A 24,629-nucleotide genomic window follows, 5' to 3' on the forward strand; every position below is an offset into this window, starting at 1 on the left:
TACGGCGTCCAGGTGCACGGCCCCGGAGACGAAGAGGCGGCCGCCGGTCCGGGAGAGGGGGGAACCGAGCGGCCGCCGGTGGGGGTACCGGGTCGTGCCGGACTCCCGTGGGGGTACGGTTCGCGTGCCCGGGGCGGAGCCGGGTATTCCTGCGGACGCGAGTTTTTCCCACCCGTTTTCCCGGCCCCCTGCCGGCGCCGCGTGTCGGCCTAGGTGCAGCCCCGCTCCCCCGACGCCAGTTCCGCGCACGCGCGCATCTCGCCCGGTTCCTCCACCGCCACCATCGGGGTGTACGCGAGCGTGTCGCCGACGGTCGTGATGCCGCCGCTCTGCTGCACCCGGCCGACCGTCACCCGGACCGTGTCCCCCTGCACCGCCCGGACGATCCGGCCCCAGGCGGCACCGCAGGTATCGCTGTAGCGGACCTCCACCAGGGTCGTGCCGACGGTGATGCTGGCGGCCGTGGTGACGTGTTCGTCGCCGCACCCCGTCTCCTCCGGGTCCCTGCCGGTGCAGTCCGGACCCGCGCACAGCACGCCGGGCGGCAGGCTGCGGGTCGGGGTGGCGGACGGGGCGGGGGTCCCGGCGGCGGTCCGGTTCCGCTCGGCGGGTCCGCCGTCGGTCAGGAAGAAGGCGCCCACGGCGACGATCACCACCCCGAGCGCCCCGGCGAGGAACATCGTGGGGCGCCGCGTGGGGCGGGCGGCGGCGGGAGGCGGCCCGGCCGCGGATGCCGCCGGGGCCGTCACCGGCCGGGCACGGGACAGGCGTACGGCCTCGGTGGCGTTGTCGTGGCGCAGTTCCGAGCGGCTCCAGGCGCGCTCGGCCAGTTCCCACAGGGTGATCAGCGGGACCGGGTCGGTGCCGGTGACCTCGGCCAGGGCGACGACCGCGCCCTTGGGGGCGAGCAGCCGGCCGTTGAGGTAGCGCTCCCAGGACGTCCTGCCGTAGCCGGTGCGGTCGGCGAGCGCGGCGAGGCTCGAACCGTCGCCGTCCACGATCCGGCGCAGTTGCGCGACGAACTCCGCGACCTGCGGATCCAGTCCGTCGGGCAGATCCTTCCAGCGAGGCATCGATCCCCCTTCCTCCGCCGTGTCCCCCTGCGGTCACCGTAGCGCCCGTCCGACGACCACGGCTTCCCCGGCGGGATCGGTTCCGGGAACGGGGGCGACTGTGGCGTGGCGCGCACACGGTGGCGGAACGGTCACCGCTGTGCCACAGCGCACGGCCGGGCGTTGAACAGGAGCTTCACGGTGAGGCAGCGTGGAACACGGCGCGGCGGCCCGTCCTTCTCGGGGGAGAGGACGGGCCGTCGTACGCAGGGACCGGACCGGACCGTCAGCCGTCGACCGTGAAGTGCAGGGTGTCCTTCAGGAAGGGGATCTGCAGCAACGGGTCGGGCTGGGCCATCAGCGCCAGCAGGACGATCGCCGCGCCCAGCAGGCCGTACGTGGCGATGTCGGTGAAGCGGGAGCGGACGGCGAGCATGCCGACGCCGGGCAGGAGCCAGCGCAGGGCCGCGCCGCCGAGCAGGGCGGCGCCGATCAGGATCGTGCCGACGCGGAACTGGTCGAGGGCGGTCACCAGCAGGCCCAGCGCGACCAGGCCGAGGACGGCGAGCATCGGCCACTGCCGGGCGGGGGCGGGGGCGTCTCCGGGTGCGGCCCGGCCACCGCCCTCGGGGCGGGCGGTGTCCCGCGTGAACCGGGGGAAGCGGCGCGTGGTCCGGCGCGGGACGCCCTCGGCGTCGGGTGCGCTGACCGGGTCGCGGACGACCGGCTCCGTGAACGCCCGCTCGTAGGCGGACGTGTTCGCGTCACCGTCGGCGTCGGTGCCGTCCGTACGGTCGCCGCGGTCGGGGTGGTTCCTCTGGTCAGCCGACACTGCGCTCCGCCGCCTCGACCACGTTGACGAGCAGCTGGGCGCGGGTCATCGGGCCGACGCCGCCGGGGTTCGGGGAGATCCAGCCGGCCACCTCGCGGACGTCCGGGTGGACGTCGCCCACGATCTTGCCCTCCGCGTTGCGGGAGACGCCCACGTCGAGGACGGCCGCGCCCGGCTTGACGTCCTCGGCGCGGACCAGGTGTGCGGAGCCCGCGGCGGCGACGATGATGTCCGCGCGCCTGAGATGTGCCGAGAGGTCACGGGTGCCGGTGTGGCACTGGGTGACCGTGGCGTTCTCGCTGCGCCGGGTCAGCAGCAGCGGCATCGAGCGGCCGATGGTCACGCCGCGGCCGATGACGACGACGTCGGCGCCCTTGATCTCGACGCCGTGGCGGCGCAGCAGGGTCAGCACGCCGTTGGGCGTGCAGGGCAGCGGGGCGGGTTCGTTGAGCACGAGGCGGCCGAGGTTCGTCGGGTGCAGGCCGTCGGCGTCCTTGGCGGGGTCCATCAGTTCGAGGACGCGGTTCTCGTCGATGCCCTTGGGCAGCGGGAGCTGCACGATGTAGCCGGTGCAGTCCGGGTCCTCGTTCAGCTCGCGGACGACCGCCTCGATCTCCTCCTGCGTGGCCGTGCCGGGCAGCTCGCGCTGGATGGAGGCGATGCCCACCTGGGCGCAGTCACGGTGCTTGCCGGCGACGTACTTCTGGCTGCCGGGATCGTCCCCGACGAGGATCGTGCCGAGGCCGGGCGTGACGCCCTTCGCCTTCAGCGCCGCCACTCGGGCGGTCAGGTCCGACTTGATCTCGGCCGCGGTGGCCTTGCCATCGAGAATCTGGGCGGTCATGGACCCATCCTCCCGGATGACGCCCTCCCGGTTCCAATCCGGGTGACTCCGGCCCGGCGCCCCCGACCCGGCCGGTACGACGATCACTCCGGCGGTGATCCATGGGGTTGCACTTGCACAACGTCCCGGGCAACCGGCTGGACAACGAACCGGCCGCTGACGAACGATTGACGCCCAGTGCCGCGGGCAGTACCGGGGGGACGCACCGCATCCGTACGACCTTCCTCCGCATGTGCCACGCGTCGTCCCCGCACGTCAGTGCACACGGAGGAAGGACCGCCATGAGTTTCGGCGAGCCGAACAACCCCTACGGGCCGCCGCCCCAGCAGCCCCCGACCGCCCCCGGCCACGGCCAGCCGCCGCAGCAGCAGCCCGCCTCCGGCTACGGCGTCCCGCAGGCCCCGCCGTACCAGCAGCAGCCCTACCCGCAGCAGCCGTATCCGCCGCAGTACCCGGGCGGGGACCCGCGGTTCCCGGGCGGCTACCACCCCGGCGGCCCGGCGGAGATGCCGCGGCCGACCCGCGTCGCGCAGATCCTGGTGGGCGTGATCGCGCTGGCGCACGCGATCATCGCCGGTGCGTACGTCTACTTCCTGACCCAGTGGGACGAGGTGATGACGGAGGCGGGCATCACCGGCGACGCGGAGGCGGAGAGGTTCGCCGACCTGGGCAAGGGGGTCGTCGTCTTCTTCCTCGCTCTGGCCACGGTGTTCGCGATCCTCGGCCTGGTGCTGCTCCTCCAGTACGCCAAGGGCGGCAACACGGTGCGCGTGTGCTCGATCGTGTACAGCTCTTTCGCGATCGTCACCGGCATCTTCATGCTCGCGTACTGGGGTCTCGGCCTCCTCCTCATGGCGGTCTCCATCGTGGCGATCGTCCTGTCCGCGAAGCGCGAGAGCGCGGCCTGGTTCCAGCGCCCCCGCTACTGAACCTGACGCCTCCCTCTCCGTCCGACGCGCCCGGGAAAGGCATGGGAGTCATGGGAGCAAGCCCTTACCCTGACTCGTCGGACTAGGGGGAGGCCGACGTATGTACACCATCATCGTCGTACCACCGCACTGCGACGGGACCGCCGAACAGCTGAGGATCGGGCCGGGCGAGCGACTCGCCTTCGGCCGGGCGGCCACGGGCAACGACCTGGTGATCTCGCACGACGGAGTGTCCCGGCTGGCCGGGGAGATCACCGCACATCGCGCGTTCTGGATGCTGACCAACCACAGCGCCCACCAGACGTACGTGGTGGAGAACCCCGAAGGGGCCGGCGAACACGTCAAGGTCGCTCCCGGCCGGCAGGACTCGCCCATCCCGTTCGAGTTCTCCCGGGTGGTCCTGCCCGCCGCCGGCGACCTGCTCAGCTTCGACGTATGGGCGCCGTGCCACGGCTTCCGCGCCCGCGCCGCCGGCCCCGGCACTCCCGGCACCACCACGGCCCCGGCGTTCGCGCTCGACCGCACCAAACGCTATTTCGCCGTACTGGCCGCCCTGTGCGAACCCCGTCTGCGCGGCGCACCGCACGCCCCGCTGCCCACCGTCGACGAGGTGGTCGAGCGGCTGCGTCCCTCCTGGCCCGCGGCCGGCCGCTCCTCCGTCGCCTGGAACATCGACTACCTGGCCGTCAAGCTCCGTCTCCGGCCCGGCCCGGACACCGCGATGCCCGGCCAGCGCCTCAACGGCAAGAAGGAGTCCCTGGTCTCGCTGGCCCTGCGCTTCGACCTCGTACGCGAAGAGGACCTGCTCCTGCTCGACGCCCCCGCAACCGGAAAGCTCGGCATCCCCATGTCCGGAAAGGCGGCGTCATGACCGGGTCCACCCACGGGCGGCCGTACGCCGTCGCCGTACCCAAGGGCTACCGGATCGGCCGCTGGGAGGTGCGCGAGCCGCTAGCGTCCGGCGCGTTCGCGACCGTGTACGCGGCGCGGAACACGCTGCCCGGCACCGGACTGCCGCCGGCCGCGGCGCTGAAGTTCCTGCCGACCGGCACCCGCACCCCGCGCCAACTGCACCACCTGCGGGAACTGGCCGAGCGCGAGGTCGAGTTGCTGGAGCGGCTGCGCGCACCCCGGCTGATCCGCATGTACGAGACCCTCACCGTCGAGGACCCGGACCACCCCGAACTCGACGGCGCCACCGTCCTCGTCCTGGAGCGGGCCGAAGGCTCCCTGGACACCCTGCTCGACCAGGCTCCGGCACCCGCCTCCGGTCCCGCGCTGCTCGCCCAGATCTGCGAGGGACTGAGCCAGCTGCACCACGCCGGCTGGGTGCACGGCGACCTCAAGCCCGGCAACGTCCTGCTGCTGAAGGACGGTTCGGTACGCCTGGCCGACTTCAACACGGCCGCCGAACTCGAAGGCACCCACGCCTACTCGCCCGCCTTCACCACCCCCGACTACACCCCGCCGGAACTCCTCTGGCCCGAGGTCAGCGAACGCGGCACCCGCATCCGCCCCACCGCCGACATCTGGGCCTTCGGGGTCCTGGCGCACGTGGTCCTCACCGGCACGTACCCGCTGCCGGGCGCCACCACCGAGGCCCGCACCGACGCGGCGATGCGCTACGCCCGGGGCGCCGAGGAACTCCGCCTCTCGCCCCGGCTCCCCGCCGTCTGGCGGCAGATCATCGCCGACTGCCTCTCCCGCACCCACCAGGGCCGGGCCGCCCACGACGCGCCCACGCTGCTGCGCCGCGCGGAGGAGGCCGCGGGCACCACCCGCTCCGCCCGCCTGCCCCGGCTGCGCCCTCGCAGATGGCGCCGCCCCGCCCTGGTGGCCGCCGTGACCGCGGCGCTCCTGGCGGCGGCCGGGACGGTGACGTACGCGACCCTGCGGGACGAGGGACCGTCGTACGGCTATCACCGCTGCCCGCTCCCCTCCGTCTGCTTCTTCAGCGAGGAGAACGGCAACGGCGAGATGTGCGCGTGGGAGGAGAGCGACCCCGACTGGCTGTCAGGCAGGGAGACCTGCATGTGGACCGCCGACCGCCCGGTGAAGTCGATCTTCTACAACGGGGACGAGTCGACGGGCCTGGGCGGCGTCGCCTACTACCGGGGCCGCGACTACACCCCCCTCGGCGCGGACATCACCCGCCCCAACGCCCGCATGCGCACCGGCTGCACCGGTCAGCACGCCCAGGGCAATCTGGCGGGCACCTACGCGCCCCGGTCCCACCAGCTCATCGGGCACTGCGGGGACGTGACCACCGGCTGAGCCCTGATTCCCTGAAATGTTGCAGGTACCCCCGGCCACCGACCCCGGCCAGCATGGTCCTGGCAAAGCAGCACGTACACACCAACGGGGAAGGAACCACCATGACCCTCCGTATGACGCGCACCCGCCTCGGCGCCGCAATCGTCGCGGCGTCGGCCGCCTGCGCACTGGCGGTCAGCGCCTCGCCGGCCTCGGCATCGGCCTCCAGCGGCTACATCAACGGGGGCGCCACCTGGACGGACGACTTCGGCGACGAGGGGCTGCTGTCCACCTCGTCCTACAGCAACTCGTCCGCCACGTGCCTGTGGCAGCAGATCCTGTGGGCCGAGGGCGCCAACGAGTCGGACGGCACGGACTACGACCTCGCGGACGTCGACGGCATCTTCGGGCCCAACACCGCGCACGCCACCAAGAGGCTCCAGGTGACCTGGGGACTGGCCGACTCGTTCAACGACGCCGACGGAAAGGTCGGCACCAACACGTTCGGCTACGCCGACAGCAAGCTGAGGTACGACTCGGGGAGCAGCGCGTCGGGCGAGTGGCTCCGGGTGAGGTACGACGGCGCGGTCCGCGACCTCGACTTCCTCCGTACCGCCGAGGGCAGGTACATCCTCTACACCTCCGGCTCCCAGGCCGGGGGCGGCGCGGTGTACGCCTCGTACACCGCCAACTACTGCGACTGACCCACGGCGGAGGGCCCGCCGGTCCGCCGGCGGGCCCTCCGCGTGCTCGTGCCGCTCAGTGGAAGAAGTGCCGCGTCCCCGTGAAGTACATGGTGACGCCCGCCTTCTTCGCGGCCTCGACGACCAGCTCGTCACGGACCGAACCACCCGGCTGGACCACGGCCTTCACCCCGGCCTCGACGAGGATCTCCAGCCCGTCCGGGAAGGGGAAGAACGCGTCGGAGGCGGCGTACGACCCCTGCGCGCGCTCGGCACCGGCCCGCTCGACGGCGAGCTTCGCGGAGTCCACCCGGTTGACCTGCCCCATGCCGACACCGACCGAGGCGCCGTCCTTGGCGAGCAGGATCGCGTTGGACTTCACGGCCCGGCACGCCTTCCAGGCGAAGGACAGCTCGGCCAGCTCCTCGGCGGTGAGCGCCTCGCCCGTCGCCAGCGTCCAGTTGGCCGGGTCGTCGCCCTCGGCCTGGAGGCGGTCGGCGACCTGGAGGAGGGCACCGCCGTCGATCGGCTTGACGTCCACGGGGTGGGCGGGGCCGTCGGCGCAGCGCAGGACGCGGATGTTCTTCTTCCTGGCCAGGGCCTCCAGCGCGCCGTCCTCGTAGCCGGGCGCGACGATGACCTCGGTGAAGATCTCGGCGACCTGCTCGGCCATCTCCTTGCTGACCGGCCGGTTGACGGCGATCACGCCGCCGAACGCCGACAGCGGGTCGCAGGCGTGCGCCTTGCGGTGCGCCTCGGCGACGTCCGTGCCGATCGCGATGCCGCACGGGTTGGCGTGCTTGATGATCGCGACGGCCGGCTCGGCGTGGTCGTACGCGGCACGGCGGGCTGCGTCCGTGTCCGCGTAGTTGTTGTACGACATCTCCTTGCCGTGCAGCTGCTCGGCCTGCGCCAGGCCGCCCGTGCCCGCGGTGTAGAGGGCGGCGGGCTGGTGCGGGTTCTCGCCGTAGCGCAGGGTGTGCGCGCGCTCCAGGCTGGTGGCGAGGAACGACGGGAACGGCGAGTCGTCGGCGGGGGCGTAGGAGGAGGCGAACCAGGAGGACACCGCGATGTCGTACTCGGCGGTGTGCCGGAAGGCCTCGGCCGCGAGCCGCTTGCGGCCGGCCAGGTCGAAGCCGCCGCTGCTGACGGCGGCGAGGACGTCGCCGTAGCGCTCGGGGCTGGTGACCACGGCGACCGACGGGTGGTTCTTGGCGGCGGCGCGCACCATGGACGGCCCGCCGATGTCGATCTGCTCGACGCACTCGTCGGGCGAGGCACCGGAGGCGACCGTCTCGCGGAACGGGTAGAGGTTCACGACGACGAGGTCGAACGGCTCGACGCCCAGCTCCGCGAGCTGCCGCCGATGATCCTCCAGCCGCAGGTCGGCGAGGATGCCGGCATGCACCCTGGGGTGCAGGGTCTTGACGCGGCCGTCCAGGCACTCGGGGAAGCCGGTCAGCTCCTCGACCTTGGTGACGGGGACGCCGGCGGCGGCGATGCGGGAGGCGGTGGACCCGGTGGAGACGAGGGTGACACCGGCCTCGTGCAGCCCGCGGGCCAGCTCCTCGAGGCCGGTCTTGTCGTAGACGCTGACGAGCGCGCGACGGATCGGCCGCTGGGTGCTCTCGTTGCTCTCGGCGGTCACTGGATAACTACCTTTCGTCCCTCGATGCGATAGCCGTTGCGGGCCAGGCGCCCCACGACCTCGACGAGCAGCCTTCGCTCGACTTCCTTGATGCGCTCGTGCAGCGCGCTCTCGTCGTCCTCGTCCCGGACCTCCACCACGCCCTGCGCGATGATCGGGCCGGTGTCGACGCCGTCGTCGACGAAGTGGACGGTGCAGCCGGTGACCCGGGCGCCGTACGCGAGCGCGTCACGCACTCCGTGGGCCCCCGGGAAACTGGGGAGCAGGGCGGGATGGGTGTTGACGAACCGCCCACCGAACCGCGCCAGGAACTCCTTGCCGACGATCTTCATGAACCCGGCGGACACGACGAGGTCGGGCTCATGGGCGGCGACGGCCTCCGCGAGGGCGGCGTCCCACTCCTCCCGCGTCCCGTGGTCCTTCACCTTGCACACGAAGGTGGGGATGCCGGCCCGCTCGGCCCGCGCGAGGCCCTCGATGCCCTCACGGTCGGCGCCGACGGCCACGATCTCGGCGCCGTAGGACTCGACACCGGTCGCGGCGATCTCGTCGAGCAGCGCCTGAAGATTCGTACCGGAACCGGAGACCAGCACGACGAGGCGCTTGGCCACGGGCTTGGCGGCCACTGTGGGGCCCTTTCTCGGGGGAGCGTCTGTACGTCGGCCGACTCACGACGCCGCGCTTGTGCATTCATACGAATGCTTCGCGTCCCGGGATACGGGGAAGTCTACGAAGCGGCCGACCGTCAGCAACGATACCGGCACACCCGGCGGCCCCCGCGGGACGGGGGCGTGGCCGGAAGGTAGCGTCTGGGGCGAACGGGCTCGGGAACGCGGTCGTCGTGCGGAGCGTTTCCCGGGTGACCGCTCACACCGAACAACCACCGTCGTGATCACTTAGGGGAAGACGCTCTCTTGATGCCGGACCGCAGTCTGCGACTCCTCACGCTCCCCCCGCAGTCACCACAGGGAGGGGAGCGCGGCGCCGTGCTGCTGCGGGAGCGCCCAACCTCCCCGCCCGACGAGGACTCCTCGTCGAGGGATTCCTCGTCGAAGGACGACAACCCCTTCGCCCCGCCCCCGGAAGGCACCCCCGACCGCCCCTGGCAGCCCCGCCGCCCGGCTCAGGGCGGCGGCGAGCCTCCCGCCGGCGACACCCCCCCGGGGTACTCCCCCTGGGGCAGCCAGTGGAGCGACCGCCAGCCCGGCCGCTCCGGCGACGGCTTCGGCGACCGCCCCGGCGGCCCTCCCGAGGGCGGCAGCCCCGGCTCCGCGCCCAACCCGCGCTGGGACCCCAAGGACCCGTCCCAGCGCCGCGCGCGCTACGCCCTCCTGTGCGGCATGTGGGCCTTCTTCTTCGCCCTCTTCGGCTGGCCCTACGTCGCTCTCCTCCTCGGCGCCCTCGCCCTCAACTGGGGCATCAGCGCCCTCCGCGCCAAGCCGCGCACGCCCGACCCGGACAACCCCGAGCCGCCCGCCCGCCCCCAGACCACGGCAGCCATCAGCGGCCTGGTGACCGCGTCCCTGGCCCTGGCCCTGGTAGCCCTCACCTTCACGGCGCAGTTGGTCTACAGCGACTACTACACCTGCACGAAGGACGCCCTGACCAACGAGTCCAAGCAGTCCTGCGACAGCCTGCTGCCGGAGCCGTTGAGAGACGTCCTGGGGGAGAACAACTAGGGGCCGCTGGAAACGCCGTCGGGCCATCCAGCCCGTCCGGCGTCTGAGGACGAGGCCCGTTCAGGGCCGAAGCGGGGATCCGGGGGCGGCAGCCCCGGTTCGGGCCGGGAAGGGGCGGCGGGGGCGAAAACACGCCTCACGGCGCCCCGTCGCCCTCCCGCTCGAAGTCGTACGGCTCGGCATCGGAGCCGGACGCAGGCGCGGGCACGGCCACCGGCACCGGCACCGGCCCAGCGACCGGCGCAACGCCAACGGCCGCAGCCGCACCCCGCCCCCACCAGCCCCGCAGCCCCAACCCCACCGGCACCCCCACCGCCACCACCCAGACCGCCACCGCGGCCCCCACCTGCCACCCCACCGGCCCGAACGAAGCCAGTGCCCCCACCCCCAACGGCCCCCCGGCCATCCCCGCCAACACCGCGAACCCGACCGCACACATCACCCCCGCCAACCCCACCACCCCGACAACCCGCTTCCACGACCAACCCCCCACCACGGCCCCCCGCGCGACGAACGCCCCCACCACACCCCCGGCGAGCAGGGCGATCACCACCGCGGCCCAGTTCAGCCCCCCACCCACCCCTGCCTCCGGCACCGCCGCCAACAGCGGAAACGGCGGCAACAGCGGAGCCGGGTCGGAGGCCGGCGGCGCCACCACATGCCCGGCCCCCAGCGCGAACCCGGGCCCCACCGCATACGCCGCCCCCCACACCGCCGCGTTCGGCACCAGCACCACGCACAGCAGCAGCACCGCGAACCGCCCCGACCACCCCTCCGTCAGCTCCAGAAACGCCCCCCGCGCCGCCCCGAGGTGCCACACCGACGAGGCCGCCACCAGAAAAGCTCCGCCGCCGACCAGCACCGCGGCCCCCGCCCCCGCCGCCCGCACGGCCATCCCCACCCGCTCGCGCCCCTCCACCCCGAGCACCAGCCGCCGCACCCCGCGCGGCAACAGCGCCAGCACTTTCTCCACCGGCCCACGAGGACGGCCGTACGCCGTCCACACCCCCACCCCCGCCGCGGCGACCACGACCGCCGGCAGGCACGCCGCTGCCCACACCCACGAGGGCCGCAGGGGACCTCCCGCCGCGTATCCCGCGACGGCCGCCGCGACGGCGAGATACCCCACGACGACCCCGGCCCACGCGGTACGGGCGCTCACCAGAGGCGCGTCTTCCGCCCCGCCCCCGTCCACCGCGTCCCGTGCGGCCCGGAGCAGCAGCCACACCGGCACGGCGAGCAGCAGCAGGGGCGTGACGCCGACGGGCGCGGGAACCCCGGACAGGGTGTCGGCACGCACCAGTTCCACCCCGTGCGCCAGCAGCCACAGCGCGGCGGCGACATGCAACGCACCGCCGGGCCCGCTGTCGGGGTAGGGCGAGCTGATCCACAGCACCATCACCAGCACGACGAACGAGCCGAGCCCGAGCCCGGCCGCCAGGACACCGCCGAGCAGTCCGGCGGCCAGTCCCGGGGATCGGTCACGCAGCCGGGCGAGGAGGAGCGACAACGACGAACGGCGAGCGGTCATCTGGATCACGCCCGCCATGGTCGCAACGACACGCGCTTTCCCGTCGTAACAGGCGAACCTCCGTTGTGTCGCTCAATATACGTTTATGTACTTTTTCGTACGAAGGGGTGCCCTGTGACGCAGAGCTTCGACACCCCGCTCCCCCCGCCCGGGGAACGCCGACGCCTGCGCGAGAAGGCCTCGCTGACACAGGCTCAGCTGGCGGCACAGCTGGGCGTCAGCAGGGAGACGGTGCGCGCATGGGAGACCGGCCGCTCGACTCCGAGCGGCCGCAAGAGGGAGTCGTACGGGAAGCTGCTGGCCTCACTGGCGGTCGGACCGTCGGCCGACGTGACGGCCCCGCAGGACCCGCAGCCCGCACCGGAGCTGACGGTCAGTCTGGTGAGGACCGGGAAACCGAGACCCCCCGTCCCCACCGCCGGCCTCACTCCCCCGCCCCCCGCCTCCGCCCCCCTGACCCCCGCTCAGGCCTTCGACGCCCTGTACGCCTTCTGCGCGCCCGCCCTCGTCCGCCAGACCTACCTCCTCACCGGCCGCCGCGAGCTGGCCCGCGAGTCGGTCGAGCAGGCCTTCCAGGTCGCCTGGCAGCGCTGGCCCGAGGTGGCCGTGGACCCCGACCCGGCGAGCTGGGTCCGGGCGACGGCGTACGAGTACGCGCTGTCCCCCTGGCACCGGTTCCGCCCCCGTTACCGCCACCCCGAACCGCCGCCCGCCGACGCCGCCGACCGCGCCCTGCTCGACGTACTCCTGACGCTCCCGCCGTCGTACCGCCGCACCCTGCTGCTGTACGACGGGGTCGGCCTGGGGCTGCCCGAGACCGCGGCGGAGACGGAGGCGAGCACACCGGCGGCGGCGAACCGGCTGCTGCACGCCCGCTCGGCGATCGCCGCCCGGCTGCCGGATCTGGCGGAACCGGAGGTGTTGCACCGCCGCCTGGCCGAAACGGCGTCGACGGAGCGGCTGCGCGCCGCCAAGCCCCCGACGGTACGGAACGGCAGCGAGCGCCGGGCACGGTTCTGGACCAGGGCGGCGATCGCCGTCACGGTGGCGATCATCGGCGCGACGGCCCTGACCCTGCACTCGGCCCCCACCCGCTACGAGCCCCCGGTCCCAGCCGGCGAAACGGTCCCCGGCCTCCCCCCGAGGGCGGCTCCCGGCACCCTCTCGACCGCGGAACTGACCCTCCGGGCGAAGCTCCGGGCGGAATCGGCGAACGGCCCGGAGAAGCTCCTGCCGGAGCCCCGCTGACGCGACGGCTCCGCCCGGCGCACCTCCGGACACACCGGTGGGCCCGCCCCCACGAAGGGGACGGGCCCACCGACGTCCAGCCGGAGGTTCAGCCGGCCAGGCGATGCTTAGCTGCCGAGAATGGCCCGCGCCAGCTTCGCCGTCTCGGTCGGCGTCTTGCCGACCTTGACGCCGGCGGCCTCGAGGGCCTCCTTCTTCGCGGCGGCCGTACCGGAGGAGCCGGAGACGATGGCGCCGGCGTGGCCCATGGTCTTGCCCTCGGGTGCGGTGAAGCCCGCGACGTAGCCGACGACCGGCTTCTTCACGTTGTCCTTGATGAAGGCCGCGGCACGCTCCTCCGCGTCGCCACCGATCTCACCGATCATGACGATCAGGTCGGTGTCGGGGTCGGCCTCGAAGGCGGCCAGCGCGTCGATGTGGGTGGTGCCGATGACCGGGTCGCCACCGATGCCGACGGCCGACGAGAAGCCGATGTCCCGCAGCTCGTACATCATCTGGTACGTCAGCGTGCCGGACTTCGAGACCAGGCCGATACGGCCCGGCTTCGTGATGTCGCCCGGGATGATGCCGGCGTTCGACTGACCCGGGGTGATGAGACCGGGGCAGTTCGGGCCGATGATCCGCGTCTTGTTGCCCTTCGACACGGCGTACGCGTAGAACGCGGCCGAGTCGTGGACCGCGATGCCCTCGGTGATGACGACCGCGAGGGGGATCTCGGCGTCGATCGCCTCGACCACGGCGGCCTTGGCGAAGGCCGGCGGGACGAAGAGGACGGACACGTTGGCGCCCGTCTTCTCGATCGCCTCGGCGACCGTGCCGAAGACCGGGATCTCGGTGCCGTCGATGTCGACGGACGTGCCCGCCTTGCGGGGGTTCACGCCACCGACGATGTTGGTGCCGTCCGCGAGCATGAGCTTGGTGTGCTTCATGCCCGTGGCACCGGTCATGCCCTGGACGATGACCTTGCTGTCCTTGTTGAGGAAGATAGCCATGGCTGTGTCTGTCCCTCTTCCTTACTTCGCAGCCGCGAGCTCGGCGGCCTTGTCGGCCGCGCCGTCCATGGTGTCCACGCGCTGCACCAGCGGGTGGTTGGCGTCGGAGAGGATCTTGCGACCCAGCTCGGCGTTGTTGCCGTCGAGGCGGACGACGAGGGGCTTGGTGACTTCCTCGCCCTTGTCCTTGAGCAGCTGCAGAGCCTGCACGATGCCGTTGGCGACCTCGTCGCAGGCGGTGATGCCACCGAAGACGTTGACGAAGACGGACTTGACGTCCGGGTCGCCGAGGATGATCTCCAGGCCGTTCGCCATGACCGCGGCGGAGGCGCCGCCGCCGATGTCGAGGAAGTTGGCGGGCTTGACCCCACCGTGCGCCTCACCGGCGTACGCGACGACGTCGAGGGTGCTCATGACGAGACCCGCGCCGTTGCCGATGATGCCGACCTCACCGTCGAGCTTGACGTAGTTGAGGTTCTTCTCCTTGGCCGCGGCCTCGAGGGGGTTGGCCGCCGCGTGGTCGACGAGTGCCTCGTGGTCGGGGTGGCGGAAGTCCGCGTTCTCGTCCAGGGAGACCTTGCCGTCGAGGGCGATGACATCGCCGGAGGCGACCTTCGCCAGCGGGTTGACCTCGACGAGGAGGGCGTCCTCCTCGATGAAGGTCTTCCACAGCGTGACAAGGACGTTGACGACCTTGTCGGCGACCTCGGCCGGGAACTTCGCGGCTTCGACGATCTCGCGGGCCTTCTCGGGGGTCACACCCTCGTTGGCGTCGATCGGCGTCTTGGCGACGGCCTCGGGGCGGTTGGCCGCCACCTCCTCGATCTCCATGCCGCCCTCGACGGAGGCGATGGAGAGGAAGGTGCGGTTGGTGCGGTCGAGGAGGAAGGAGACGTAGTACTCCTCCAGGATCTCCGGGGCCGTCTCGGCGATCATCACCTTGTGGACCGTGTGGCCCTTGATGTCCATGCCGAGGATGTCCGTCGCGCGGGCGACGGCCTCGTCCGGGGTGGCGGCGAGCTTCACGCCACCGGCCTTGCCACGGCCGCCGACCTTCACCTGGGCCTTGACTACGGACTTGCCACCGAGACGCTCAGTGGCTGCGCGGGCCGCCTCAGGCGTGTCGATGACTTCACCGGCCAGCACCGGTACATCGTGCTTGGCGAAGAGGTCCCTCGCCTGGTACTCGAACAGGTCCACGCGCTTCCGTCCCTATCAGTGATCTCGCGGTTCGTTGTCTGCGTGGGCGTGCCGCGAGGGCAACGTGACGTCCGCCGTCTGTCAGTCACAAGGGAGGCGCACACGGTGTCCGAGCGCGCGGCATGTCCGCCTCGCAGGTTATCCCTGCTTGCCGGGGGCCTCTAAATCGCGGGTCACACCTGAGCGGTGATACCTGTCACATGATGCCGAGATCACTGGCACGCGGTGCCGCTTGTGAGGTGCCGGGGAGGGGACGAGAGGCACCGGAAAGGGGCCTCACCGGGCTGGGGTTGACCCGGTGAGGCCCCGTGAACAGCCCCGGAGGGCTCAGGACCGGGGCCGCCCCCACCCCAATGGGGACGCCCGGCCCTGTCCGCGGGGTACGGCCGGACACGACCGACGGCTTTCGGCCGTCCGGGTCCTTCCTCCCACGGAGCCGGTACCCGTCGGCGCGTGGCCGACGGGGATCTGCGGGGCCCGCGCGGCGCGGTGCACGCGGGTGCACGCGTCGCGTGCGCGGGCCGGTGGATCAGACGCGGTAGGTGTCGACGGCGTGCCGCACGGAGGCGGGGGCGATCGCCCCGGCAGCCGCCTCGGCACCCGTGAGGGCGTGCCCGGCAGGCGCCTGGGCGGCGGAACCGGCGGTACCGGCCAGGCCGTGCGCCAGCGAACCGGCGTCACCGCTCACGTCGTACGCGAAGGGGGCGACGGGAGCCGTCACATCCTGGCCGAACCCGTGAGCCGTACGGGTGACGGTCTGCGTGAAGGAGGCGACCGGGGCGGTGACGTCGTGGGCGAAGGGGCCGGCCGGGCCGGTGACGGCGTGGGCGAAGGGGGCGACCGGGGCCGTCGCGTCCCCCGCGAACGGGGCGACGGGGGCGGAGACGTCCTGGGCGAACCCGACCACCGGGGCGGCCACCTCGTACGCGAGGGCGACGGCGGGGGCCGACACCTCGTGGGCGAACGGCACGACCGGGGCCGTCGTCTCCCCGGCGAACGGCACGACGGGGCCCGTCACCTGCTGGGTGAAGGGGGCGACGGGCGCCGTCACGTTCCCGGCGAGTGGGGCGACGGGGGCCGTCAGGTCCGTGACCAGCGGGGCTACCGGCGCCGCCACGGCCGCGGTGAAGTCGTCGGCGGTGCCGGTCACGCCCTGGGCGAAGGAACCGGCCTCGCCGCCGACGCCGTACGCCAGCGTGGCCGCGTCCGCGACCGCCTGCCCCGCGACCGGTACGACGGCCCGCACGGCGGTGTGCGCGACGGGCGGCAGGACGGCGCCGGTCGCGTCATGGGTGACCTCGCCGACGAGCCCGGTGACGTACGGCGGGACGTCCGCGAGGGCACCCCCGACGACCGGCCGCAGGCCGTGCACCGCTCCGCCGGCGACCGGCTGGACGTCCGCCACGACCCCGTGGGCCAGTGCGGTCGCGGCGCCGGCCGTGTGCGCGGCGACGGGGGCGACGCCGTGCGCCGTCCGCCCGGCGACCGGGACCGTCCCGTGCACCGCGCCGGTGGTGACGTGCCGCGCCCCGTCGACGGCGGAGGCGGCCACCGGCGGGACGACCCCGTCGGCGGTCTCTCCCGCGACCGGAGCGAGCTTCGTCTGCGCGGCGGCCAGCGCCTGCTCCACCTCCGGCGCGAAGGCGGCGAGGGGTCCGAAGAGGTAGTCGCTGTCGACGTCGCTGTCGATGCCGTCCGCCGGGGCCGTCGGGAGGCCGGAGGCGACGGGGAGCACGGTGTCGGTGACCTTGGTGGTGTCGACGGCCTGGATGCGGGCGGCGGCGTGCGTGGTGTCGACGGCGTGCCTGGCGGCGGTCGCGTGCGTGGCGGCGACCTCGGCGGTCGCGGCGGTCGCGGCGGTCGCGGCGGTCGCGGCCCGTGCCGCCCGCGCGCCCTGGATGGCCTGCGCGCCACGGACCTTGGCCGCCTCGGCCCGCGGGACGGTGGCCTCCGCGTCGACGGCCGTTCCGGTGACCGTTCCCGTGACCTCGGTGGTCGCGGCGGAGGTAGTGGTGGTGGCGGCTTCGAGGGTGTCGTCGACCGTGCTGGTCACGTCCGGGAGGGTGAGGGCGGAGGCGGGCAGTTCGTCCGCTCCGGCGGTGGCGGAGCCGAGCGCCCACGCGCCCGTGACACCGGCGGCTATGACGATGGAACGGCGGATGTTCTTGTTCATGCGTACGTCAGATCCTTGAGACTTGAAGACATCCCGGCGCCGGAGCGACCAGACACAGGCTCCGGGCCGGCGGGCGGCGTGTCTCCACCCGCGCGGCAGGTCCACGGCGGGCGGAGAGAGACCTGCCCTAGCCGGGGAAGACGGGGATGTCCCGGTACCTGTCCCTGATCCCGGCCGCGTCCATACGCACGGCACTGCCGGGCACCAGCAGCAGCGGCACCCGGTGACACGGCGTCACCGCGTGCGCGTCGGCATGGCGCGGACCACCGCTGTCGAGCAGCGACGCGCTGCCCAGCGCCCCGTCGGGCACCCCGGCAGGCGTCACCTGCACGGCTGTGTGACCGCCGGTCGCGGCATGCCCGCCACGATGCTGCCCACCGCCGTGCGCCACCGGCCCCACCGGGGCCTCGCGCACAACACCCCGGGGCCCGTACGACGGCTGCGGCGCCGCCGCCGCTTCCACGGTCCCGAAGCCGGAGTCCTGCCCCGGGCCAGACGCCACGGGCGCCGGAAGCGCCGGTCCCGGCTGCGGCACGGGGAGCGTCGGCAGGGAGCGCAGAGACGGCAGGGTGGGCAGGCTCGGCAGCGAGGGAGCGTCCGGCAGCTCGGGCAGGGAGCCGAGCGGGGGAAGCGTCGGCAGTCGGGAGAAGCTCGGCAGCGACGCCACAGGCGTCACCTCCGTCTCCGCCTCCGCCAACTTCTCGCTCACGCCCTCCAGCACCTCACCGACGGGCTTCACGACCCGCTCCCGGACAGGCGTCACCGGGTTCGTCGAGGCGCCCTGCGGCGAGGCGGTGACCGCCTTGGTCGTCGAAGACGTGGAAGACGTGGAGGTCGTGGAGGTCGTGGCCGCAGAGACCGTCTCCGTGAGGGCCGACGTCCCGTCCGCCGCCTGTGCCTGCCCGCCGAAGAGGAACCCCAGCGCGAACAACCCGCCCAGCAGCACCACACCGCGCAGCGCGAGGCGCAGGGCGGCGGCGGGCAGGAGGGCGGGGCGGGACAAGGGGGAGGAACCTCCCGTGCGACGAAACAAGGCGTTCGATCCTCGCACGGGAGTCCCGAGGTTGCGCAAGCCCCCTGTTACCGATGGGTACTCATGTCCCGTTTACCGCCGCGGTGTCCGGGTCCGGCACGGGAAGCGGGCGTTTCTCGATCGCCGCCGCCATCACGTCCGGGAACAGGTCGGGTGTACAGGCGAAGGCGGGTGCGCCCAGCGCCGCCAGGGCGGCGGCGTGCTCCCGGTCGTAGGCGGGCGCTCCTTCGTCGGAGAGCGCGAGCAGGGCGACGAACTGCACCCCCGACGCCTTCATCGCCGCGACCCGCTTCAGCATCTCGTCACGTATGCCTCCCTCGTAGAGGTCGCTGATGAGCACCACCACGGTCTCTGCGGGCCGGGTGATCTGGGACTGGCAGTAGGCGAGCGCCCGGTTGATGTCCGTGCCGCCGCCGAGCCGGGTGCCGAACAGGACGTCCACGGGATCGTCGAGCTGGTCGGTGAGGTCGACGACCGCCGTGTCGAAGACGACGAGCCGGGTGCTGATCGACCGCATCGACGCCAGCACCGCCCCGAACACGGAGGCGAACACGACCGAGGCCGCCATCGACCCCGACTGGTCGACGCAGAGGATCACCTCCTTCTTCACGGACTGCGAGGCCCGCCCGTACCCGATGAGCCGCTGGGGCACGACCGTCCCGTACTCGGGCAGGTAGTGCTTGAGGTTGGCGGCGATCGTGCGGTGCCAGTCGATGTCGTGGTGGCGGGGCCGGGCGACTCGGGCGCTGCGGTCGAGGGCGCCGGTCAGGGTGGCGCGGGCGCGGGTGGCGAGCCGCTTCTCCAGGTCCTCGACGACCTTGCGCACGACGGCCCGTGCCGTCTCCTTCGTGGTCTCCGGCATCGCCTTGTCGAGGGAGAGGAGTGTGCCGACGAGGTGCACGTCGGCCTCCACCGCCTCCAGCATCTCCGGCTCCAGCAGCAGGGTGGCCAGGCCGAGCCGGTCGATGGCGTCGCGCTGCATGACCTGGACGACGGAGGCGGGGAAGTACGTCCGGATGTCCCCGAGCCAGCGCGCCACGGACGGTGCCGACGCCCCGAGTCCCGCCGAACGGTCCCGCCCGGTCCGCGCTCTGTCCGCCTTCCCGTAGAGCGCGGCGAGCGTGCCGTCCATGGCCGCGTCCCGGCCGGTCAGTTCGTGTTCGGTGCCGTCCGCCTCGCCACCCCCGAGCACGAGCCGCCAGCGCCGCAGCCGCTCCCGCGCGGGGTCGGCCTCCGTCGCCCCGATCGTCATGTCCTCGCCCCCGTCAGATCGTCGTCATGGTCAGTTGGCTGTCATTGCCGTCCCGCCGTTCGCCGTCCCGCTGTCCGCCGTCCCGCTGTTCGCCGTCCAGCCCCAGCAGCAGTCGCACCACGGGGACGACGGCGTCCGCCCGCCCGGCGTCGAGGTCGTCCGCGAATCCGGCGGTCCCGGAGCCCGCCCCCACCACGCCGCCTCTCTCCCCGGGCCCCCTCCGCACCAGTTCGCCGAGGGTCCGGCGCACCCCCGCCTCGTACGCCGAGAACGTGCGCCGCAACAACGGCAGTACGTCCGTGAACGCCTCCGCCGACACCCCCGTCAGCCACCCGTCGACCAGGCCGAGCAGCCGCTCGTCGTGCACGAGGAGCAGCCCGCCGCCTGCCCCGCCCCCGACGAAGCCCTCGATCCAGGCGGCCGCGTCCGCCGGCGGCGTCCCGCGCGACAACGCCAGCCCCATCAGCCGCGCCGCCTCGTCCCGCTCCACCTCCCCGCCGTCCAGCAACAGCCGTACGGCCCGCCCCCGCACGACCGCCGCCACGCTGTCCCGTCCGGACAGCACCCGCAGCACCGCCCGCCAGCGGTCCCGCAGCCGACTGTGGAGCGGGGTGCCTCGGTCCGGTCCGACCGCCGCCTCCTCCAGCAGCGCGACCGCGCCGTGGACGGCGTCCACGTGGCGGCGCATCTCCTCGGCCGCGTCGGCGTCCAGTGCGGCGCACGCCGGGGGCAGGCCGACGAATATCCGCTCGGCGAGGCCCGCGGCGACGTCGGCCAGCGCGCCGGTGTGGGTGCCGCGGACGTCGCCGTAGCGCAGGGAACGGACGAGGGCGGGCAGCGCCTGGGCGAGATGGCCGACGTCGGTGTCCAGTGCCGCCCGGTCGGCGAGGACCCGCATCACCGTCGGCAGGGCGTCCGGCAGCCCGGCCAGCAGGCAGCGCTCCGCGAGGGCGGTCACCTCGGCGAGGCCCCGCGCGGCGACGGCGTCCGCCTCCGCCTTGGCGGTGGCGGCTGCCAGTACGGTCGTGCCCCATACGCCCGCCTCGGCGACCCGCACGGACAGCTCGGGTTCCCAGCGCAGCCGCCACGTCTCCCGGAACGTGCCCGTACTCCCCCGCGAGACCGCCGGCTCTCCCCACTCCACCCGCAGCAGCCGCAGCCGGTGCAACAGCCTGCCGCGCTCGGCGTCGGTCTCCTTGCGCAGGTCCAGCTCCAACTCCCGTTCCCCGGCCTCCGGTTTGAGCCGCAGCCGGCGCTGGAGCCGGTCGAGGTCACGCTGCAAGGGCACCGCGGGCGCGGTGGCGGGCACCTCCCCCATGACGTCCCCGACGACCAGCCGGTCGTGTACCAGCGCGAGCGGCACGTCCGAGCCCTCGCACAGCACCGCCCGCACGGCGTCGGTCGCCTCGCTCAGGCCGGGCAGCGGGCGGCCGCGCAGCGCGGCGAGCGTCTCGGCCAGCCGTACCGCCTCGATGACGTGCGCCGGGGAGACGATGCGGTCCTCCTCCCGCAGCAGGCCCGCCACCCTGGTCAGCCACCGCTCCACCGGCCGGTCGGGCGCGGTGAACAGATGCGCGTACCAGCCCGGCGAGTCGATGCCGGCGCCGTATCCCCCGGCCCGTGCCAGTCTGCGGTGGGTCCACGGCACCCACGTCAGGTCGGCCTTGATCCTGGGCAGCCCCTTCAGCAGCGCCCGGTCGGCGGTGAGCGCCGTCCTCTGCCGGAGCGCGGGCACATGCCATGCCCCGCACACGACGGCCACGGCCCCGTCCCCGAACTCCCGCTGCGCCGCCCGCAGCTGGAGCCGCATGTACGCCTCCCGCAGGGGGTCCCGCTCGCCGCCCGCGGCGCCGTACGTTTCGCGCAGTGCCGTCATGGCCTCCTCGATCGCGGTGAAAGGTGCGAACGGGTCGCGCCGGCCCGCGCCCCGGTGCTCGACGACGTCCTCCCACCAGCGCTCGGGGTCGTCGTGACCTGCGGCGCCGGCGAGGGTGGCGAGCGGGTCGACTCGGAGGTCGTCGCCCGGTGGTGGTCCCGCTGGCTCCGCGTCCTCGCCGGCCTTCCGCTGCCAGGCCAGGGTGTGCGCGGCCGGCAGGTCGATGAAGCGGGCCGGGACGCCGTGCTCCAGGGCCCAGCGGATCGCGACCCATTCCGGGGAGAACGCGGCCATCGGCCAGAACGCCGACCGTCCGGGCTCGTCCACGGCGTGCGCGAGGAGCGCGACCGGGGGCCGCAGGTCCTCGTCGGCGGCCAGCGGGATCAGCGCGTCGGCCTCCGGCGGGCCCTCGATGAGCACGGTCCGCGGCCGGGCGGCGTCCAGCGCCCTGCGCACGGCCCGCGCCGACCCCGGCCCGTGATGCCGTACCCCGAGCAGCAGGGCCTCCCCCGGGCCGGACCGGGACCGCCCGTCCGCCTCTTCCCCCGAAGCCCGGAATCCCGGCCCCCCGACCGCCTCCGCACCGGCCGCCCGGCCGCTGTCGGTCCTCTCGCCGTCACCGTCCGGCATCCCGGCTCCTCCCCCGTGGCTCCCCGTGCGGCCGTCGTCCCCGGGCCCGTGCCCACCCGCGTCCCGCCGGTACGCAGCCCCAGGTCGTGTCCTCGTCCGCGCTCACGCGCTCACCTCGCGGCACGCCCGGTAGAAGTCCGTCCAGCCGACCCGCTCGCGGACCACCGCCTCCAGGTACTCCTGCCACACCACCCGGTCGGCGGCCGGGTCACGGACGACGGCACCGAGGAGACCCGCGGCGATGTCGGCCGGCCGCAGTACGCCGTCGCCGAAGTGGGTGGCCAGGGCGAGGCCGTTGGTCACCACGGAGATCGCCTCCGCGGGCGACAGAGTGCCGCTCGGCGACTTCACCTTCGTCCGGCCGTCGGAGGTGACCCCGGCGCGCAGCTCGCGGAAGACGGTCACCACACGGCGGATCTCGTCGATGCCGTCGGGTCCGGCCGGCAGGTCGAGGGAGCGGCCGATCTGGTCGACGCGCCGCGCGACGATGTCGACCTCGGCCTCGACGCTCTCCGGCAGCGGCAGCACCACCGTGTTGAAGCGGCGGCGCAGGGCGCTGGACAGCTCGTTGACCCCCCGGTCGCGGTCGTTGGCCGTGGCGATCAGGCTGAAGCCCCGCACCGCCTGCGTCTCCTGCCCCAACTCCGGTATCGGCAGCGTCTTCTCCGACAGGATGGTGATGAGGCTGTCCTGCACGTCGGCCGGGATGCGGGTCAGTTCCTCCACCCGCGCCGTCATGCCCTCCGCCATGGCCCGCATGACGGGGCTGGGCACCAGCGCCGCCCGGCTCGGGCCATGGGCGAGCAACTGCGCGTAGTTCCAGCCGTAGCGGATCGCCTCCTCCGGGGTGCCCGCCGTGCCCTGGACCAGCAGGGTCGAGTCACCGCTGACGGCGGCGGCCAGATGCTCGGAGACCCAGGTCTTGGCGGTGCCGGGCACGCCGAGCAGGAGGAGGGCTCGGTCGGTGGCGAGCGTGGTGACCGCGACCTCGACGATGCGGCGCGGACCCACGTACTTCGGTGTGATCACGGTGCCGTCCGGCAGGGTGCCGCCGAGGAGGTAGGTGGCGACGGCCCACGGCGAGAGCTTCCAGCGGGCGGGGCGCGGGCGGTCGTCCTGCGCGGCCAGCGCCGCGAGTTCATGGGCGAAGGCGTGCTCGGCGTGCGGCCTCAGCACCTCCGGCGCGGCTGTGCCGTTCGCGGGCGCGGAGTGGTCGTGGCGTGGTTCGGCGGACGTCGGTTCAGCGGTGACTGACATGGCTGAGGCCCCCTCCAGCTCGGCCGGTTCGGATCTGGTGTCCACCTTGCACCACCCCACTGACAATGCGATCTGACCTGCACAAACACCTCGGCGAGGGCGGTCTCGGGACCGATTGTCAGTGGGGGGATCTACCTTCGATGACATGACACAGCTGGGGGTGCGCTGGACCGCGGACCAGGTGCTGGCGCTGGCGCCTGACGTCGCGTCACGCAAAGCGGGGAGCAAACTCGGCGCGGCCGGGCCGTGGTCCGAGACGGGAAGTTCCGACGAGGGGGCGGTGTGGGGGCTGTGCCGGGGCAGCGGGAGCGGGCCGTATCGGACGATCATCGATGTCGCGGACGCGTCCGGCCCTGCGTACACATGCAGTTGTCCGAGCCGGAGGTCCCCCTGCAAGCACGCGCTCGGGCTGCTGCTGCTGTGGTCGGGCGGGGAGGGGTCGGTGCCGGCGAGAGCGGAGGGGCAGGCGCCGGACTGGGCGGACCGGTGGCTCGCTGTGCGGCGCGGGCGCACGCAGGAGGAACGGGGGGCGGGTGCGCGGGGTTCCGGAGCGGGCTCCGCCGATCCGGAGGCGGCCCGGCGCAGAGCGGAGCGCCGCGCGGAGCGGATCACCGCGGGGGCCACGGAGTTGGAGCAGCGGCTCGCCGACCTCCTGCGCTCCGGCCTGGCCACCGCAGAGCAGGCGGGGTACGGGCTGTGGGAGGAGACGGCGGCCCGCATGGTCGACGCCCAGGCACCCGGACTCGCGGCACGGGTGCGGGAGTTGGGGGCGATCCCCGGTTCGGGGCCCGGCTGGCCGGTGCGGCTGCTGGAGGAGTGCTCGCTGCTCCACCTCCTCGACCAGGGCTGGCTGCACCGCGAGCAACTGCCGGAGGCGCTGGCGGCGACGGTCCGCACCCGTGTCGGCCTCACCCGGCCCCCGGACGGACCGCCGCTGCGCGACGACTGGCTGGTCCTCGCCCAGTACGACGTCGTCGACCCCAAACTGACGACCCGCCGCATCTGGCTGCACGGTGTCGCCTCGGGCCGCACCGCGCTCGTCCTCTCCTACGGCGCCGCGGGCCGCGCTCCCGAACTGAACCTGCCGGTCGGCCTGGCCCTGGACGCGGAGGTGTCGGCGTATCCCGGTGCCGGGCAGCGGCGGGCTGCTCTGGGCGAGCAGTTCGCTCCGCCCGTGCCTACGGCGGTCCGGCCGGCCGGTGTGACCACGGCGGAGGCCGCCGCCCGCTATGGCTCGGCCCTGCGTGACGATCCTTGGCTGGAGTCCGTGCCGGTGACCCTGGACGGCGTCGTCCCCACGCCGGACGGGGCCACCTGGCAGCTGGCGGATGCCGACGGGGACACGGCATTGCCGCTCACGCCTTCGGCGACGGCCCGGCCCGGGTTGTGGCGTCTGGTCGCCCTCTCGGGGGGCACGCCCGTCAAGGTCTTCGGCGAGTGCGGCCACCGCGGCTTCACTCCCCTGACGGCCTGGCCGCCGACCTCCGGAGAGGCGGTCCCCCTGTGCTGACCCCCTG

At 73.5% G+C, this 24,629-nt stretch carries 20 protein-coding genes; 7 read left to right on the plus strand and 13 right to left on the minus strand.

Annotation, left to right across the window (positions count from 1 at the left end; all coding sequences use genetic code 11):
- Nucleotides 1-209: 209 nt before the first annotated feature.
- The 3 genes from ACFWJX_RS13040 to ACFWJX_RS13050 all read right to left on the minus strand — a co-directional run bounded on the left by ACFWJX_RS13040 (nt 210) and on the right by ACFWJX_RS13050 (nt 2,728).
- On the minus strand, nt 210-1,073 hold the full coding sequence (locus ACFWJX_RS13040; RefSeq protein ID WP_383241075.1) for a DUF2690 domain-containing protein: 864 nt from the start codon (nt 1,071-1,073) through the stop codon (nt 210-212).
- 265 nt (nt 1,074-1,338) lie between these two features.
- Complete coding sequence (locus ACFWJX_RS13045) at nt 1,339-1,884, minus strand: DUF3017 domain-containing protein (RefSeq protein ID WP_383241078.1); 546 nt, start codon at nt 1,882-1,884, stop codon at nt 1,339-1,341.
- Complete coding sequence (locus ACFWJX_RS13050) at nt 1,874-2,728, minus strand: bifunctional methylenetetrahydrofolate dehydrogenase/methenyltetrahydrofolate cyclohydrolase (protein WP_383241081.1); 855 nt, start codon at nt 2,726-2,728, stop codon at nt 1,874-1,876. The genes ACFWJX_RS13045 and ACFWJX_RS13050 overlap by 11 nt, the downstream gene beginning before the upstream one ends.
- Nucleotides 2,729-3,009: 281 nt before the next feature.
- Between ACFWJX_RS13050 and ACFWJX_RS13055 the strand changes: the two genes are divergently transcribed.
- The 4 genes from ACFWJX_RS13055 (at nt 3,010) to ACFWJX_RS13070 (ending at nt 6,614) form a co-directional block, all read left to right on the plus strand.
- On the plus strand, nt 3,010-3,657 hold the full coding sequence (locus tag ACFWJX_RS13055) for a hypothetical protein (RefSeq protein WP_383241084.1): 648 nt from the start codon (nt 3,010-3,012) through the stop codon (nt 3,655-3,657).
- Between the two features lie 100 nt (nt 3,658-3,757).
- Nucleotides 3,758-4,528, plus strand: a complete 771-nt coding sequence (locus ACFWJX_RS13060) for an FHA domain-containing protein (protein ID WP_383241087.1) — start codon at nt 3,758-3,760, stop codon at nt 4,526-4,528.
- On the plus strand, nt 4,525-5,931 hold the full coding sequence (locus ACFWJX_RS13065; protein WP_383241089.1) for a serine/threonine-protein kinase: 1,407 nt from the start codon (nt 4,525-4,527) through the stop codon (nt 5,929-5,931). The genes ACFWJX_RS13060 and ACFWJX_RS13065 overlap by 4 nt, the downstream gene beginning before the upstream one ends.
- Before the next feature lie 101 nt (nt 5,932-6,032).
- A complete protein-coding gene (locus ACFWJX_RS13070; protein WP_383241092.1) occupies nt 6,033-6,614 on the plus strand; it encodes a peptidoglycan-binding protein in 582 nt (193 codons plus the stop codon).
- 55 nt (nt 6,615-6,669) lie between these two features.
- Here the strand turns inward: ACFWJX_RS13070 and purH are convergent, their stop codons facing one another.
- Nucleotides 6,670-8,241, minus strand: coding sequence for a bifunctional phosphoribosylaminoimidazolecarboxamide formyltransferase/IMP cyclohydrolase (gene purH, locus ACFWJX_RS13075; RefSeq protein WP_383241095.1), 1,572 nt, complete (start codon nt 8,239-8,241; stop codon nt 6,670-6,672).
- Nucleotides 8,238-8,867 (minus strand): phosphoribosylglycinamide formyltransferase, encoded by a 630-nt coding sequence (purN, locus tag ACFWJX_RS13080; protein ID WP_383241098.1) that lies wholly within the window; start codon nt 8,865-8,867, stop codon nt 8,238-8,240. Before purN ends, purH begins: the two co-directional genes overlap by 4 nt.
- A 291-nt stretch (nt 8,868-9,158) precedes the next feature.
- Here purN and ACFWJX_RS13085 point away from each other — a divergent pair, with 291 nt between their 5' ends.
- Nucleotides 9,159-9,920 carry a hypothetical protein gene (locus tag ACFWJX_RS13085; RefSeq protein WP_383241102.1) on the plus strand — a complete coding sequence of 254 codons (762 nt, stop codon included), beginning with the start codon at nt 9,159-9,161 and terminating at the stop codon, nt 9,918-9,920.
- A gap of 136 nt (nt 9,921-10,056) precedes the next feature.
- Here the strand turns inward: ACFWJX_RS13085 and ACFWJX_RS13090 are convergent, their stop codons facing one another.
- Entirely contained in the window at nt 10,057-11,469 is a 1,413-nt protein-coding gene (locus ACFWJX_RS13090) for a DUF6350 family protein (RefSeq protein WP_383241105.1), read from the minus strand.
- A gap of 96 nt (nt 11,470-11,565) precedes the next feature.
- On the opposite strand from ACFWJX_RS13090, the gene ACFWJX_RS13095 reads away from it, so the two are divergent.
- Nucleotides 11,566-12,699, plus strand: a complete 1,134-nt coding sequence (locus ACFWJX_RS13095; protein WP_383241107.1) for a helix-turn-helix domain-containing protein — start codon at nt 11,566-11,568, stop codon at nt 12,697-12,699.
- Between the two features lie 107 nt (nt 12,700-12,806).
- Here ACFWJX_RS13095 and sucD read toward each other — a convergent pair whose 3' ends face one another.
- From sucD to ACFWJX_RS13130, 7 genes are all read right to left on the minus strand, one after another.
- Complete coding sequence (sucD, locus tag ACFWJX_RS13100; RefSeq protein WP_383241110.1) at nt 12,807-13,691, minus strand: succinate--CoA ligase subunit alpha; 885 nt, start codon at nt 13,689-13,691, stop codon at nt 12,807-12,809.
- A 21-nt stretch (nt 13,692-13,712) separates the two neighbouring features.
- Nucleotides 13,713-14,891 (minus strand): ADP-forming succinate--CoA ligase subunit beta, encoded by a 1,179-nt coding sequence (gene sucC, locus ACFWJX_RS13105; protein ID WP_383241111.1) that lies wholly within the window; start codon nt 14,889-14,891, stop codon nt 13,713-13,715.
- A 529-nt stretch (nt 14,892-15,420) separates the two neighbouring features.
- Entirely contained in the window at nt 15,421-17,064 is a 1,644-nt protein-coding gene (locus tag ACFWJX_RS13110; RefSeq protein WP_383241114.1) for a hypothetical protein, read from the minus strand.
- A gap of 127 nt (nt 17,065-17,191) precedes the next feature.
- Nucleotides 17,192-18,067 (minus strand): hypothetical protein, encoded by an 876-nt coding sequence (locus tag ACFWJX_RS13115; RefSeq protein ID WP_383241117.1) that lies wholly within the window; start codon nt 18,065-18,067, stop codon nt 17,192-17,194.
- A gap of 91 nt (nt 18,068-18,158) precedes the next feature.
- A complete protein-coding gene (locus ACFWJX_RS13120) occupies nt 18,159-19,349 on the minus strand; it encodes a VWA domain-containing protein (protein WP_383241120.1) in 1,191 nt (396 codons plus the stop codon).
- Between the two features lie 13 nt (nt 19,350-19,362).
- Nucleotides 19,363-21,855, minus strand: a complete 2,493-nt coding sequence (locus ACFWJX_RS13125) for a DUF5682 family protein (RefSeq protein ID WP_383241123.1) — start codon at nt 21,853-21,855, stop codon at nt 19,363-19,365.
- A gap of 102 nt (nt 21,856-21,957) precedes the next feature.
- Nucleotides 21,958-23,112 carry an AAA family ATPase gene (locus ACFWJX_RS13130; protein WP_383241126.1) on the minus strand — a complete coding sequence of 385 codons (1,155 nt, stop codon included), beginning with the start codon at nt 23,110-23,112 and terminating at the stop codon, nt 21,958-21,960.
- Between the two features lie 145 nt (nt 23,113-23,257).
- Between ACFWJX_RS13130 and ACFWJX_RS13135 the strand changes: the two genes are divergently transcribed.
- The gene (locus tag ACFWJX_RS13135) at nt 23,258-24,622 is read left to right on the plus strand and encodes an SWIM zinc finger family protein (protein ID WP_383241129.1); all 1,365 of its coding nucleotides are present in this window, start codon (nt 23,258-23,260) and stop codon (nt 24,620-24,622) included.
- The last annotated feature ends 7 nt before the right edge of the window (nt 24,623-24,629 follow it).

Source organism: Streptomyces sp. NPDC058335, assembly GCF_042723915.1.
Lineage (GTDB): Bacteria > Actinomycetota > Actinomycetes > Streptomycetales > Streptomycetaceae > Streptomyces.

Bases quoted from the DNA above. Each gene is read 5' to 3' on its own strand.
- ACFWJX_RS13070 (WP_383241092.1), top strand. From the start codon at position 6,033: ATGACCCTCCGTATGACGCGCACCCGCCTCGGCGCCGCAATCGTCGCG.
- ACFWJX_RS13065 (WP_383241089.1), top strand. From the start codon at position 4,525: ATGACCGGGTCCACCCACGGGCGGCCGTACGCCGTCGCCGTACCCAAG.
- ACFWJX_RS13040 (WP_383241075.1), bottom strand. From the start codon at position 1,073: ATGCCTCGCTGGAAGGATCTGCCCGACGGACTGGATCCGCAGGTCGCG.
- ACFWJX_RS13125 (WP_383241123.1), bottom strand. From the start codon at position 21,855: ATGCCGGACGGTGACGGCGAGAGGACCGACAGCGGCCGGGCGGCCGGT.
- ACFWJX_RS13055 (WP_383241084.1), top strand. From the start codon at position 3,010: ATGAGTTTCGGCGAGCCGAACAACCCCTACGGGCCGCCGCCCCAGCAG.
- ACFWJX_RS13135 (WP_383241129.1), top strand. From the start codon at position 23,258: ATGACACAGCTGGGGGTGCGCTGGACCGCGGACCAGGTGCTGGCGCTG.
- ACFWJX_RS13090 (WP_383241105.1), bottom strand. From the start codon at position 11,469: ATGGCGGGCGTGATCCAGATGACCGCTCGCCGTTCGTCGTTGTCGCTC.
- ACFWJX_RS13120 (WP_383241120.1), bottom strand. From the start codon at position 19,349: ATGACGATCGGGGCGACGGAGGCCGACCCCGCGCGGGAGCGGCTGCGG.
- ACFWJX_RS13060 (WP_383241087.1), top strand. From the start codon at position 3,758: ATGTACACCATCATCGTCGTACCACCGCACTGCGACGGGACCGCCGAA.
- ACFWJX_RS13110 (WP_383241114.1), bottom strand. From the start codon at position 17,064: ATGAACAAGAACATCCGCCGTTCCATCGTCATAGCCGCCGGTGTCACG.
- ACFWJX_RS13050 (WP_383241081.1), bottom strand. From the start codon at position 2,728: ATGACCGCCCAGATTCTCGATGGCAAGGCCACCGCGGCCGAGATCAAG.
- sucD (WP_383241110.1), bottom strand. From the start codon at position 13,691: ATGGCTATCTTCCTCAACAAGGACAGCAAGGTCATCGTCCAGGGCATG.
- ACFWJX_RS13085 (WP_383241102.1), top strand. From the start codon at position 9,159: ATGCCGGACCGCAGTCTGCGACTCCTCACGCTCCCCCCGCAGTCACCA.
- ACFWJX_RS13130 (WP_383241126.1), bottom strand. From the start codon at position 23,112: ATGTCAGTCACCGCTGAACCGACGTCCGCCGAACCACGCCACGACCAC.